This window comes from Mastigocoleus testarum BC008 (assembly GCF_001456025.1).
GTDB classification, from domain to species: Bacteria; Cyanobacteriota; Cyanobacteriia; order Cyanobacteriales; family Nostocaceae; genus Mastigocoleus; species Mastigocoleus testarum.
Genome location: NZ_LMTZ01000002.1, coordinates 166412 through 180908, shown reverse-complemented (window position 1 = coordinate 180908; position 14497 = coordinate 166412). Strand labels below are relative to the sequence as shown.

At 37.8% G+C, this 14497-nt stretch carries 9 protein-coding genes and 1 pseudogene; 4 read left to right on the top strand and 6 right to left on the bottom strand.

Going from position 1 to position 14497, the window contains the following annotated elements; genetic code table 11:
• The first annotated feature begins 23 nt into the window (after nt 1-23).
• Together BC008_RS01715 and BC008_RS01710 are read left to right on the top strand one after the other, a co-directional pair.
• Nucleotides 24-1661 (top strand): CTP synthase, encoded by a 1638-nt coding sequence (locus tag BC008_RS01715; protein ID WP_027840883.1) that lies wholly within the window; start codon nt 24-26, stop codon nt 1659-1661.
• 137 nt (nt 1662-1798) lie between these two features.
• Nucleotides 1799-2233: a hypothetical protein gene (locus BC008_RS01710; RefSeq protein WP_027840884.1), complete on the top strand. Its 435-nt coding sequence runs from the start codon at nt 1799-1801 to the stop codon at nt 2231-2233.
• A 138-nt stretch (nt 2234-2371) separates the two neighbouring features.
• Here BC008_RS01710 and BC008_RS01705 read toward each other — a convergent pair.
• From BC008_RS01705 to trxB, 4 genes and pseudogenes are all read right to left on the bottom strand, one after another.
• A pseudogene (locus BC008_RS01705) lies at nt 2372-3265 on the bottom strand (ROK family protein).
• Between the two features lie 96 nt (nt 3266-3361).
• Entirely contained in the window at nt 3362-3583 is a 222-nt protein-coding gene (locus BC008_RS50255) for a hypothetical protein (protein WP_153009506.1), read from the bottom strand.
• Nucleotides 3584-3906: 323 nt separating this feature from the next.
• A complete protein-coding gene (locus BC008_RS01695; RefSeq protein ID WP_027840886.1) occupies nt 3907-4788 on the bottom strand; it encodes an ABC transporter permease in 882 nt (293 codons plus the stop codon).
• Between the two features lie 581 nt (nt 4789-5369).
• On the bottom strand, nt 5370-6731 hold the full coding sequence (gene trxB / locus BC008_RS01690) for a thioredoxin-disulfide reductase (protein WP_027840887.1): 1362 nt from the start codon (nt 6729-6731) through the stop codon (nt 5370-5372).
• Between the two features lie 378 nt (nt 6732-7109).
• Between trxB and BC008_RS01685 the strand changes: the two genes are divergently transcribed.
• Nucleotides 7110-7670 (top strand): type IV pilin-like G/H family protein, encoded by a 561-nt coding sequence (locus BC008_RS01685; RefSeq protein WP_027840888.1) that lies wholly within the window; start codon nt 7110-7112, stop codon nt 7668-7670.
• Nucleotides 7671-8998: 1328 nt separating this feature from the next.
• Nucleotides 8999-9217, top strand: a complete 219-nt coding sequence (locus BC008_RS01680; protein WP_027840889.1) for a DUF4327 family protein — start codon at nt 8999-9001, stop codon at nt 9215-9217.
• Between the two features lie 1333 nt (nt 9218-10550).
• On the opposite strand, the gene BC008_RS01670 is transcribed toward BC008_RS01680, so the two are convergent.
• Together BC008_RS01670 and BC008_RS01665 are read right to left on the bottom strand one after the other, a co-directional pair.
• Nucleotides 10551-11792: an FHA domain-containing serine/threonine-protein kinase gene (locus BC008_RS01670; protein WP_027840891.1), complete on the bottom strand. Its 1242-nt coding sequence runs from the start codon at nt 11790-11792 to the stop codon at nt 10551-10553.
• Nucleotides 11793-12085: 293 nt separating this feature from the next.
• Entirely contained in the window at nt 12086-14065 is a 1980-nt protein-coding gene (locus tag BC008_RS01665; RefSeq protein ID WP_027840892.1) for a serine/threonine phosphatase, read from the bottom strand.
• Between the last annotated feature and the right edge of the window lie 432 nt (nt 14066-14497).

Genomic DNA, 14497 nt, shown 5'->3' with positions numbered 1-14497 from the left:
GGTTGCTAGAAATTCGAAATACTATGACTAAGTTTGTATTTGTCACTGGTGGTGTTGTTTCCAGTATCGGCAAAGGAATTGTAGCAGCTAGCTTAGGTCGATTGCTAAAATCGCGCAACTATTCTGTGTCGATTCTTAAACTTGACCCTTATATTAATGTCGATCCGGGCACCATGAGTCCTTTTCAGCATGGTGAAGTGTTTGTCACTCAGGATGGGGCAGAAACCGATTTAGATTTGGGGCATTACGAACGCTTTACCGATACTTCCATGTCTCGCCTCAATAGTGTTACTACCGGTTCAATCTACCAAGCTGTTATTAACAAAGAGCGCCGAGGTGATTACAACGGAGGTACAGTTCAGGTAATACCCCATATTACCAATGAAATTAAAGAAAGAATATTAGGGGTTGCTGATTATACTCAGGCTGATGTATTGATTACTGAGATTGGCGGTACTGTGGGAGATATTGAGTCTCTACCGTTTTTAGAAGCAATTCGTCAGTTTCGCAAACAAGTAGGTAGGGAAAATGTGCTGTATATGCATGTTACCTTGATACCTTGGATTGCTTCGGCTGGTGAAATGAAAACAAAACCAACCCAACACTCTGTCAAAGAACTGCGGTCAATTGGTATTCAACCAGATATTTTGATTTGTCGGTGCGATCGCTCTTTACCCCAAGGTATTAAAGAAAAACTTTCCTCATTTTGTGATGTTCCAGTTGAGTGCGTAATCCCAGCAATTGACGCCAAAAGTATTTATGAAGTCCCGCTAATCTTAGAGCAGGAAGGATTAGCTTTCCAGGCACTTTCGTTATTAAATATGAAGCAACGTCAAGCTGATATCAGTGAGTGGCGGAATTTAGTAAAAAAATTATACAGTCCCAAACACCGGGTTGAAATTGCGATTGTTGGTAAGTATGTTAGCTTGAGTGATGCTTACCTCTCTGTAGTTGAATCTCTACGTCATGCAGCGATCGCGACCCATAGCGAAATACATATCCGTTGGGTGAATTCAGAAGACTTGGAAGTGGAGCCAGCACAGATACACCTGAAAGGAGTTGATGCTGTAGTTGTTCCTGGTGGTTTTGGAATTCGGGGCGTTGATGGTAAAGTTGCTGCAATCAAATATGCCAGGGAACAAAAAATTCCTTTCTTAGGATTATGTCTGGGAATGCAATGTGCAGTAATTGAATGGGCGCGAAATATTGTCGGATTAAAAGATGCTCACAGTGCCGAATTTGAGCCACTTACTACAAACCCAGTTATTAATCTTCTGCCAGAGCAGCAAGATGTGGTTGACTTGGGTGGGACCATGCGCTTAGGAATTTATCCTTGTCGCCTTAATGCTAACAGTTTGGCTGCCCGGCTATATCAACAAAAAGAAATTAATGAGCGACACCGCCATCGCTATGAATTTAATAATGCTTACCGTAATTTATTCTTAGACTCCGGCTATGTAATCAGCGGAACCTCACCCGATGGACGCTTAGTAGAAATGGTTGAACTGCCGGAGCATCCATTCTTTATCGCCAGTCAATTTCATCCTGAATTTATTTCTCGTCCTAATGCCCCTCATCCTTTATTCAAAGGCTTAATGGAGGCTGCGATTATTTGCTCTCAGACTTCTTCTGTTCCGCAAACTCCCGTACAAGTATCTTAAATTTCGCCAATTTTTTGATATTTTGTCCGAGTATATACGCAGAACGTTACAGTACTTAACCCCTTATACTTTCCATAGGAGATGTTGTACTGAAGTATGCTGACGACATCAAGACAAATAAACTTGAGGAGATGAGGGTGGCGTACTGGGCAAAAATAGTTCACGAGAAAAATGAATATGTAGTGAATTTTGAGCGAGTAACTGCTTTTTGCTGTGAAGCAAATGGCAGAGTAACCTTTTGGCTGCCAGATTGTGCAATACCCATCGTCATTAATCCCTTAAGTAATCCCCAAGACTATAAAAAAGTTCTGGAGTACATCAAGCGATTTACAGAGTTGGAATTTGAGAATACTTATTGGGTAAAAATTTTCTACGACAGAAATGAATACATTATCAACCTCAACTGCATTAGCTCTTTTTGTCACGAGCCAAATGGCAGGATAACATTCTGGTTGCCAGATAGCACCATACCTATCATAATTAATCCTGTAAGTAACTCAGATTCTTACAAAAAAGTCTTAGAGTATATTCACAAGGAGACAGGATATCACTTTGCAGAAAGTCAAAAGTAAAGTCATATCAGACATTTGATTATTTACCCTACATTTTTTTGTAAATCAGAGTTACCAGTTACCTACAGCTAACGCCACGCTTTGCTAACACCACGTAAGCGATGCGGGCGTATACCAATTACCCGTTATCAAACACAATCAAAGTAAGTGAAGTGCTAATTTTGCAGCGCCAAGCATTCCTACTGAGTTGCCTAACTTAGAAGTTAATATTTCTCAGCCAATGCGAGAAGTTGACATCACTCGTCTTTCCACTTCTGCGATCGCAGCTGGTTAAAAAAATGTGCACTGGCGCTAACACCACCTCCAATTACAATTGCTTCTGGCGTAAGGATATAAATTAAACTTGTTAAGCCGATGCCCAAGTCGTGATCATATTCTTACCAAAATTTCAAGACATTGATATTACTGCTTCTCGCAGCTTCAGCTAATTCATGGGTTTTTTACCCGTGCGCTGATAAATAGCGGTCGCAGAGGTAAATTATTCTAATGAATCTTGATTACCACTTTTACATTTTGGCTCTTGGGGATTGAAAGTAATTAAACCTAATTCTCCTGCAGCCCCTTGGTGACCAAAAAATAAATTGCCGTTTAGAATGATTGCACCTCAAACTCCAGTACCTGAAGTCAGAAAAATAAAATTCTGAAAACGACGATCAGCTACTAACCAAGTTTCACCTAAACCAGCACAGTTTGCATGATTTGCTATAACTGCCCTTGCTTCTATCTCTGAAGCAAGAGGAATATCATACCATTGAGGTAAATTAATTGCAACTTTGGCTATTTTCCCATTTGCATCGGCAGGTCCGGGAGTTCCTATACCAATTGCCCGAGTTTTATTTTCTGAATCTATTTTGGCGATCGTATCTACCATTGCTGCGATCGCTGCTTTTGGAATAGCCGGTTGGGGAGTAGGTACAGTTAGGAACTACAAACAGCCACCGTCAGCAGTAACCTAACTGGTCCTAACTTAATTGCTGTTCCTCCCAAGTCAATACCGACTACCTGAAAATCGTCCCCTGAAGATTTTTTCAAATGGTTTTGTGTCAAATGTCTGACTGATAACTCCTGTTTTTATATTTATTTATAGCAATTGCAGCGAGTAAAATTCGCCAGGGCAAAGATTATAAACTAATTATTGAAAGTATTTGTATTGAAAATATTTGAAGTTTGCCATAATTCTTCTACTTGAGTGGGAATAGCATATGCTTGTTCTGGCTCACTAGCCGGGCGAGAAAAACTTGAATTACTTTGCCAAGAAACCAAGGGAGTTCCTCGCAGTACACCAGTCAGGGCAACAAAAAGCATAAAACCGCCCGCAGCCGCAGCAATTAAAGATAAGTTATCTTTCACACCAAAATCTCGCATAAAAGTACAACAGATAATCAATCATGTTAGACCATGAAGTAATGTGTTAGTGGTATTCGTACCCTGTCGTGAGATACTTGTGCATTTTTTGTTTTAAATCAAACAAATGACTCACAACAAAATACTCGCGACAAATCACTGATTATGATTATCAAATACCAACTCCTAAAGACTAAGTTCTAAAGACTAAGTTCTAAAGACTAAGTTCTAAATACTAAGTTCTAAATACCAAGTCCCAAACCAAACACCAATTACAAACTACTGCTTCACAAATACGAATTTCCAACAACAAGCAATCTATAAGCAAATTATTCTTTCCCGGTACGGGGATTGATAAACTCATTCAACCCCTCACCAAGTAAAGATAGCCCCACAACCATTAAAGTCATTGCTAAACCAGGAAATAGTGTTGTCCACCAAATCCCAGTGGGTAAAGCTTCTAAGGCTTGGCGCAAGTCATGACCCCATTCTGGTACTTCTGCTGGTAATCCCAAACCTAAAAACCCCAAACCTCCCAAAACCAGAATTGCATCTGCAGCATTCAGGGTGAAAAGCACAGGTACGCTTTGAATTACATTTAAAAACAAATACCTGGAAAGCACCTGCCAAGTATTTGCTCCCATTGCTTGGGCTGCTTCAATAAATACCTCTGTTTTTACGCTGACTGTATGATTGCGGACGACTCTGTAATATTGAGGTATATAAGCGATACTAATTGCGATCGCGGCGTTTAATATTCCCCTGCCAACAACAAAAGCTAAAGTCACTGATAATAGCAACCCTGGTAATGTGTAAATACTGTCCATCATAAACAGTAATACCCGATCTAGCCAGCCGCCTAAATAGCCACTTACCATTCCTAAGGGTACCCCAATAGCCATACTCAGCGCTGTTGCTAAAATTACTACTTGCAGCGCAGCTTGTATGCCAAAAATTGTCCGAGAAAAAATATCATATCCCAGACGACTAGTACCAAACCAATGTTGCAATGAAGGTAAGGTGTGAATTGGATTGTCAAGGAATTCAGTTGGATCTTGTAATAACCCCGCAACCTGGAACAGAGGTGCAAATAAAGCTAGAAAAACGAATCCCAGAGTGATAATTAATCCTATAAATGTTAACTTTTGGGAAAGATTAGGATTTTTAGTCAAACGAAATAATCTAGGCAGAGAAGTTTTGACAGCTGTCATATTATATGTAATTTACGGATTATGAGTTGTAAGTTATGTTAACGCTCACCGTTTGCGGTTAGTTTGTGCTAACGTTTTGGCTTGGCCTCTTATTAAGACGTATATATTTAGACGTAAGCTGTCTACGGGTATCTGATAACAGAGGACAGTTTAAATTTTTCAGTTAATTTTCTCAACTCAATATCAAAAACTCAATCGTTTACACTACCAGTTATATAGATGACAAGTAATTGTTAATAGGCAATTTAGTCATTTTTACTAGATAGTAGGACAAGATTAGCAATTTATAGCAGAATTGTGGCTGGATATACTTACATATTCACTTCAGCCAGCACGTCCCGTTCGTTGCCGTTGCACTCACACTGCGTACTGTTGCAGGCATTTTAGAGTGTAAGCACAGCAGAAGACAGGAGCCAGAAATGAAATATCTGTGACCTTTATCTCAATTATTTGGTATCTGCTATAAAACTACAAATGGAGAATCCCCACGCGTAATAGATGGGGAATCACAAGAATTTGCAGTATTAGCGCAGAGCGTCCGTGGGATATGAAAAATGATAAATTACTTAAATTACTGAAAATCACAAATTACTGGAAATTAGTTCGCGGTACTGACTTTTTTGCTTCACACCTTTGACTTCACGTAACAATTCTTTATTTTTGAAAAATTGGATTGTTGGAGTTCCAGTAACACCTGCTTGTTCAGCAATTTCTCGCTCTTCGTCGATATCAATTTCTACAAAGTGAATTTTCCCATCAAACTCATCTATTACTTTATTTAATATGGGCTTGAGTGTATGACAGGGTCCACAACCGGGAGCGACATATTTGACTATCAACAGGCGATCGCTATCGTGAAATAGTTTTCTCAAAGCATAACTACCGACATGGTGCACTTGATCGATATCAAATTCTTCTGGTGTTGTACTTGTAGTTGAATGTTTTTCTCGTTTCTGCTCTATTGCTTCTGCTGTTTGATGAAATTCTTGCACCAAATTATTCATAGACAACCAACGTTCTGCAAGTAATGCTGCCATACAGCCCGTACCAGCAGCGGTTACAGCTTGACGATATTCATGGTCTTGTACGTCACCAGCAGCAAATACTCCTTCTACGCTGGTTTCTACTGAATCAGGCTTAGTAACAATGTATCCTCCTGCATCTAATTCCAATTGTCCTTGAAATAAAGACGTATTCGGGTTGTGACCTATGGCGTAAAACAAACCTTTTGCTTGCAGTTCTTTTTCTTCGCCAGTTTTCCGGTTACGAACTTTAACCCCTTCCATCCAGCCATTTCCAAATACATCCACGGCTTCTGTATTCCAGTGCACTTCGATTTTGGGATTATTTAAAACTCGGTCTTGCATCGCTTTAGATGCTCGCATCTGCTCAGAACGCACCAATAAATTCACCTTGGAACCATATTTAGTCAGATATGCAGCTTCTTCTGCAGCTGAATCACCACCACCAATCACTGCTAATTCTTGACTGTTAAAGGTTGGTGTCGCACCATCACAGATTGCACAAGCTGAAATTCCTCGACTCCAATACTCTTTCTCACTTGGTAAGCCCAAGCGTTTTGCCGTTGCTCCTGTCGCAACAATAATGGTATTAGCTTTAAATTCGCGCTCTTGTGAACGTATCGTGAAAGGGCGTTGAGACAGATCTACTTCTGTCACATCTTCGGTATACAACTCTGCTCCCCAACGTTCAGCTTGAGCCTTCATATTATCCATTAAGTTAGGTCCTGTAATCCCTTCAGGAAAACCTGGAAAATTTTCAACCTCCGTTGTTGTCATCAATTGACCACCAGGTAATCCCCCTGCTTGGAAACCCTCGAATACCACAGGCTTGAGATTTGCTCTGGCTGCATAAATCGCTGCTGTATACCCAGCAGGACCAGAACCAATTATGACTATATTTTCTACCGCTTGATTGGACATTTTATTCATAATCATAACGACTACGATTAATATAACACAATCACAACTTATCGGACCTTTATCCAAGTACTAGAGCTTAGGAGAAGTGAGAGCCTTGTTGCATTGTGCTACACCCCGAACACATAAATGCAAATGTTTCTGGTCTTTAATATTTCGTTCTAGTTGCAGCGACCCCTGCAGTCATCAGCCTAAACCCATATTTGCTCAAAAATATTAGTTCTCAAAAGCTTCTAAATATTATGAGGGCCAAGAATTCAGCCTTTAATTTGAAAATAGCTCCAAAAAATTTTTTCAGAAGTGATATGAAAATATTTCGAGGTGGGTAAGTTATTTCTAGAAAGCAATAAAACAGTATTTAGCATAAAAGGAAATTCAGACGTGAAAACCAATTTAAAAGCTAAACTTATTCAAAACTTATCGAGTAAAAAGAAAGGTGATGAAGGTTTTACTCTGATTGAATTATTAGTTGTAATTATCATTATTGGAATTCTTTCTGCTATTGCATTACCATCCTTTTTGAATCAAGCAAATAAAGCTAAACAATCTGAAGCGAAAACAATTGTTGGTTCTATGAATAGAGCCCAACAAACATACTACTTAGAAAATAATGCATTTGCAGATAAAGATAGTTTTGGTGGATTAGGTCTTGGTGTTAAGACAGAAACTGATAATTATAAGTATGTAATATCAGGTGGTGGTAGTGGTAAAACATTAGTCACCAATCAAGCACAATTAAAAGCTGCAAAAAGTGCATTAAAAGCTTACATTGGTGGAGTTACTGTAGGAACTGTTAAAGATACAAACGAAGCAACAACTATAGCTACATTGTGTGAAGGCTTAAAACCTGGAAGTGCTGGCGGTAAAGATGGGAAACAGGATGTTACTGCTACTGCAAACGAAGTTAAATGTCCAGCAGACTATAAGAGTTTATCTAGCTAATAATTGAGAATTATAGTAACTTTTATTTACTCAAAATAATTCTCTGTTTGGAGTGGATAGATTTTCTATCCACTTTTATTTATTATTATCCACTTTTTCTTATTATATTAATGATTATATATAACAATCCTAAATCATTAATAAAATCAATATCACAGATAAGCCACAGAGATTGAACTGCACCTGCGGTGTAAGCACAGCCAGAGGCTTTATCATCACCGTAGACTCTGATGTAAGGCTTAATGCCGCACCATCACCTTTCTCCACAATTTATCTGTTCGCGAGTCAAATAGGATTGCGATAAAATAATTTATTTTTATTTTTTTTATACTATAGTTAAAATTAAATAATATGTTTATTGCCTAGCAATTATTATTTATTAGACTGTCACTGTCATTTGAAAATATTTTTCCCAGATTTTACTTATTAGCTGTACTTATTAGCTGTATTAAGAGGAATTCTTGTCACAGCAACGGGTAGAAAATTTTTCTTAACTGTCACTTAAATTTATCAATTTTGCGGAAAATAGTGTGCTCAGACTTAAAAATATTCTAGTTCACCAATCAAATGTAGTTTAAATCACTTTTGTTATCATTCAAGTATGCTGTGTGGCAAAATGCAAAATTAATTTTGATTTTTATGTTAAAGGACGGATATAATATTGATTTTTGCCCAAAAATATAGATTGTTGGGTGATGAAAGCATAATTATGGAAAAACAAGTCCATAGCATAATCTCTATTTGGTTAAGTGGTTATGCATGGTTTTTGCTGTTTTTCCCATTTCCGGACGTTAACTAAAGACAGGGAACTCTATCTGAAAGATTAAAATTTTATAAAGCTTTTTTTTATTTTATGTTAGGAGGCCGATGTTTGCGATACTCTATATGAAGTCTCACTGCATACAGCAAATATCTTTGGATCCATACTCTAGCTAGTCGTCAATGATTAATTCCAAAAAATCGATTAATTACTATCAGTCCTTAATTCAAAGGATTTGCCAGTAAACAGACGGTTTTTAGATTCTTATGAAGAGTAAAAACAGGCAAACAGGCAGAAGTGTTAGGATGTTTGCAATTAGCGATGTGAATGCTGATGCCAATCATTCATCGAGGTCATTACCCTACTGAGTTTTATTAACTGGGGTAGTGATTACCGTACAAATGAGTTTTACTGTTACTTTATTGGGTTAAGTGTGGTATAGTTAAAAATGCAAGACTTGCTTTGCCAAAGTACAAAACTCTACATATAAGTAATGGTCTGAAGTTTGCTTGTAAAGCGGTTTTGATTTCAAGTATTTACTAAAACAAATCAGAGTTCAATTGAGGTTATGGCTCAACAAGTAATTCACCCCATGGTGAAGTTGCAACGGAACGTGCAATCACTGGTAGATTCAAAAATTATCAAGCCTAGCGATAGTATTTTAAAAATCGCTCTGCTTTTTGGTGAAGAATGGCAATATTGGAAGCGCGAACTACTGGACTTTGGTTTCAGTACCCAAGATCCGGTTAGTGAGTTGTTAGCAGTAGAAGCTTGGGATGAGGAGTAAGAAGCTATTTTAATTAATCTTTTGCAGAGACTCCCACCGTAGTTAGTGTTACGTGCGTATTGTTTTGAACTTTTCAAATTACGATAGATTATAGAAACTTAGAAGATTTTTTATAGTCTTGCCAAGTGTGAGATATAAGTTCATGATTTGGTAACAAATTTACTAAGACAAGTTACCATTTTTGCGAAATAGTTAAAGTACTGCGATTGTGATTCTGGATTTACTAGATATTTCACTCCAATTAGTGACGATCGCACTTAGTACTTGACTGGAATAATTGACATCGGCGATGCATCCATCTGCGACCCAAGACTAAAAAATGTTTGCACTATTGTGCTTGAAACGATCAAATTTTTGGCTGTGAATGTGAAGTGAAAACACGGTAGCGACTGACTCTTAGAGAGTAATAGCTTGCAAATAGCATATTCGCTATCGCTAAGAAATACTTATTTTTTGAGTACTCAGGTAGCAAAACCAACTGACATTTATTTCTGGTTTTCATATGGGTGTGATCATCAGTAGATGTAACATCCTTGACAAGTTTTGCAATAGCTTTTACACCTTTTAAAGATTCAAATTGCTTGTAAATAGCAATTTTCATCGTTTACCGTAAGTGAAGTTCTAGGGTCTTGATCGTATCCATAGTGTATTCAGGAAAATAAGTACTTGCAGTGTGGATATCAATTCCAAGAAACTAGTACAAAATAGTTTGAAAAGAGCATACAAGATAATATCCCCCGTACATATCTTGATATAAATTTATTGGGATAGATTTCTTGATATTTTTTGACGGGGTTATATTTGTGTGCCTCCAGCATTTTTTAGTAGTTTCTAGCAGAGATGATTTTGTATAAGTTTACAGTCTAGAAATTAGCTGTAAGAATTTTTGTTCCCTGTATTATCCCAGTGCCCGTACAGAATAAATGTAGCGTTCGCATTGTTTTTGTTTAGGAATCCTGAGTAATAATTAAGACCTATTTCACTTCTCTTAGACATATCACACTAATTTGTTAGGTTAGTCAGGATGTCGTTGTTCGGACTTAAAGTGTATGGGCATTAAAATTTTGTTAGTAGATTTTATGCACCTAGAAATGAATACTATGTGACGCAGTTAGGGACTTATGCCGACAGGATAGTCAACTCTTGCATGGGTGACAACAGGTCACATTTTAGTATTGCTGTTACTTCCTATTAGAAAAACCTGTGGTTGTCTGCAGAATGTCGCGCTGATATCTTTAAAAGCCTGCCGCTCTTAATATTTCCGCCAGGGTAGTGGTCTAGTTTGATTTAAGTGTTACATGATGAGGTATATTTCAAGCAAACTAAAAAAGTTTCAGCAGCAATCACCCAAAGCATTAGCTAGCTCTCTTGCTGTTTGATAACGATCGCGTGGCAGAGGTTCTGTGGTACGATCTATAACCTTTTTCAGTTTGTCAGTAAATGTAGGAATACTACTCAGGTCGAATCGGAAACGATTACCGTGACGACGATAAAACTTAAATGGGTTTTCTCCAGAAAGTAGAAAAATCATAGTTGGTCCAATCGCATACAAGTCAGACTGGGTCAAAGGCTGTCCCCTTTCTTGCTCTGGAGCACAATAACCTTCAGCACCTATACGAGTTCCTGGTGTCGTACCGATTTCTTTGACTGCACCGAAATCTAGAACCATAATGTGATTATCAGCATTTCTTACCATCAAGTTAGCAGGTTTGATATCCCTATGAATTAAAGGTGGTTGATGACTGTGCAGGTACTCAAGAATGTCACAGGTTTGAATCATCCAAGTAATTGCCTGACTTGGCAATACAGGACCGTTTGTATAGATTAATTTTTCTAAGTCCTTACCGTGGACGAGTTCCATTGCCAAATACTTTTTGCCTGCCTCCACAAAAAAATCATAATATTTGGGGATGCCAGAATGATTGAGACTGCGAAGGGTATTCGCCTCGCGTTCGAATAATTCTTGTGCCTTAGAAATTTTTGCCATATCAGTATTCATCTCTTTTAATACCAATAGTTGGGATTGATTGGCAAATTGACCTCGTTCGTTCCAAGCAAGGTAAGTAGTTCCCATCCCGCCCTGTCCCAAGGTACGCAACACTTGATAATGGCAAATTCTATGTCGTATATTTAACGGCTGTCCGCAGTGAATACAAAATAAATTACTAGCTTTATTCCCTTCATGGGTACAAGTATTAATAGATTTATTAGATGCTGGAGATGAACTAATAAATGGCTTGTCGGGATTAACTGGATCGATTTCGAATTTTAATAAGGGACCTCCCTGGGCTAGTTGTAGTTCTGAGTTATTTTCGATATTTTGCAGTTTGTTACGAGTTACTAGAACCCCATTGAGAAAAGTACCGTTAATACCTTGACTAATAATTTGCCAACAAATACTTCCATCAGGATTTTGGGTTTGACGGATTTCTAAATGATGTCGAGAAACAAGATTATCAGTTAAAACAATGTGATTGTCCACAGCGCGACCAATGCGAATGATTGACTCGCCTTCAAAATGCCATTCCCGAATTGGCGTTTTTTGTTGCAGTTCTAACAAAGTCAGCGCGATCACACCTTTAATTTAGAATTTGAAGATTGAATAGAAGCTAAAGATTGAATAGAATTTAGAAAGCTGAGCAAATATCTGCAAAATTAAACAGTTTAATGAGTCTTTGCTAACATTTGCAAATAAATACTCTTTCTAATAGAAAGGCCATCAAACACTACAAGAAAAAAATTATTATACCTTAGTAATACGTATCAAATACACGGCTTGAATACGTTTGACTTAGTTTCTTAATTTAGTACTTGAGTTCAGTTCTTGAGTGAACATAGTAGAACTAATTTTTAATCTTTTAATATTGGTTAACAACGAACATTTGTTCCAACTTTTGAACGAATAAGTACTGCTGTAATATTGTCATGGCCGTTGTATTTGTTAGCTAGTTCTATTAACTCTCTAAGTCCAAAGTGTAAACTGGCATCACTTTTAAGCAAAGGTTGCAAACTTTCTTGCCAGTGATTCTCTAATAAATTGTTATCTGACAGACCATCTGACACTAGAAGAAATAAGCTGTCTTCTTCGATCTCAAAAAATTGTACTTCTGGAGAAATAAAACTATCGTCCCGCGGTCCTAATGCTTGTGTCAGTTGATACGCATCAGGACGAGAGTAAGCAATGGAAGGATCCACGCCTCTAATAATTTCTCGCTGACCGACCTCATGATCTACAGTAATTTGTTCAAATCCGCGTTTACGAGTTAAACGGTAAAGACGGCTATCACCGACATGAACAACTGCTACGTCAGTATCCTGTATTAAAAGCATTACCAGGGTTGTCCCCATCCGTCCGATACCAGAACGAGCTTCTTGTTGGTTGACATCATAAATTGCTTTATTTGCCGAGCTAACTGCTTCCAAAATAGTTTCTTCACTTGGTAAGCTATCTGTCCAGTGTGTTTGAAAATATTCTCGTAGAGTATCAACTGCTAATTTACTAGCAACTTCTCCCCCCGCATGTCCGCCCATTCCGTCACAAAGAATATACAAGCCACGCGCTCCGACATTTCCACTTCTGGGTAGTTCCAACTTACTAATTTTAGTTTCAATCCCAAAGTAATCCTCATTGTGGTCGCGTTGGGACCCCACATCGGTTACTCCTGCATCTTCCAAACTAATAAGATGGAGAGGTAGTGTTACTGTCGGTGAATCTTCATTCATTTTTTCCCCTTCTTCCATATCATCATTTACTTGCAAAAGTGTTGGTGAAGCAATGTTGTTAGAGCATTGTAATTGAGTTCCTATATCCTCTAGGCGTAATTGTAATTGCTTCAGGGTTTGGATTTTACCAAATTCTAAATCCCCTAATAACTCAACGAAAGCACCAACCTGAGTTCGTTGAGATTGACGAAACAAAGCTTGCCAAACCCTTCCTAAAGCTTGAACCTTCAATGGTGAGTTTTGTACGGGCGTGGTGTTTGTTCTTTCTGTAACAGAAGATGAAACTCCAACATTATTTATATACTGGCTGACAGGCTCAAAGTATAACTTTTGTAACGCTACCGCTTGGTCTTCATCCAACTTAAGATTAGATAATTGCAAAAGACTTCGGCAACAATTAAACGGTTCGAGAATTTGCCAAAGTACGGTCATTTGGTGACAAAAATGTAAAATTTGGAATGATGTAGTCGTATCTGCACTCCATAAATCTAACAGTTGTTTCCAATTAGACCTATCTTCAAGCAAAATTACTTGCATATCTCCTTGTTGCCATGCATCATGAATTAGGGGTATTCCGTAATGCACTTGAGGATATAAAGCGATATAAGTTTTAGCAATATGTGGTATTCTTTCTGATTCTAATACTGCATTATTGGTCTTTGTAGAAATATTCTCCAAAACTGCCGTTAGCGGTGATATCTGATATGGTTGGGAGTCCAATACTTTGACACAAATCTCACTTTTTGCTTCAATCTCTTCCCAAATGGGTAGATTTTCTAATAATTGGTAGCGTTGTTGTGAGTCTAAATGATAACCTACTTCCAGTGGCCAAGAAACAACTTGTTCGGAACTAATTAGTTCATTACTATTTGTTGTCTCAGTTTCTTTTAAACTATCCCCACTAGATTCTCTGGTACTAACCGTAATTTGCTCCGTTGGTGTTTTGACAATGGTTGCTAACCATACCATTCCACATTCAGCACCACAGTTCTGACACTGCTTGGCATTAATCGCTACGCCAGTGCCACATTCGGGACAGATCTTTTGGGTCAGGGAAGTACCGCAGTTTTGACAAAATTTATTGCTATTCGGATTCTCAAATTTACACTGAGGGCAAATCAGCATTTCGGAAGTTCCTTCATTCCCGTTCCAAGGTGCTCCTATCAACTACAATTGCAATTACCATTTTTTCACATACTTTAAGTATATTTATTGGTAAAAAATTGCATTCTTAGTAGACAATTTATATAACATTATTAAGTATTATGTATATTAACGCTTAGTTTTAAATTATCGGCAAGTGAATTACTACAAATTAAGTTGTCATCAAATTGAAATAGTAGGCACACATCAACATATATCTTAACAATTTGATTGACTTCATAAACAATATAAACAAAGCATGGGTAAATGAACTTTAAAGACTAGCTCCTAGATAAACTTAGTTTATTAGGACAACTTTATTGATGTAAATAATCCAAAGTAAAGATATCTGTGTATGACATCATTTGAACAGATATCCTTGATCACATTTGGATGAACTTAGAAAGCAGTTAA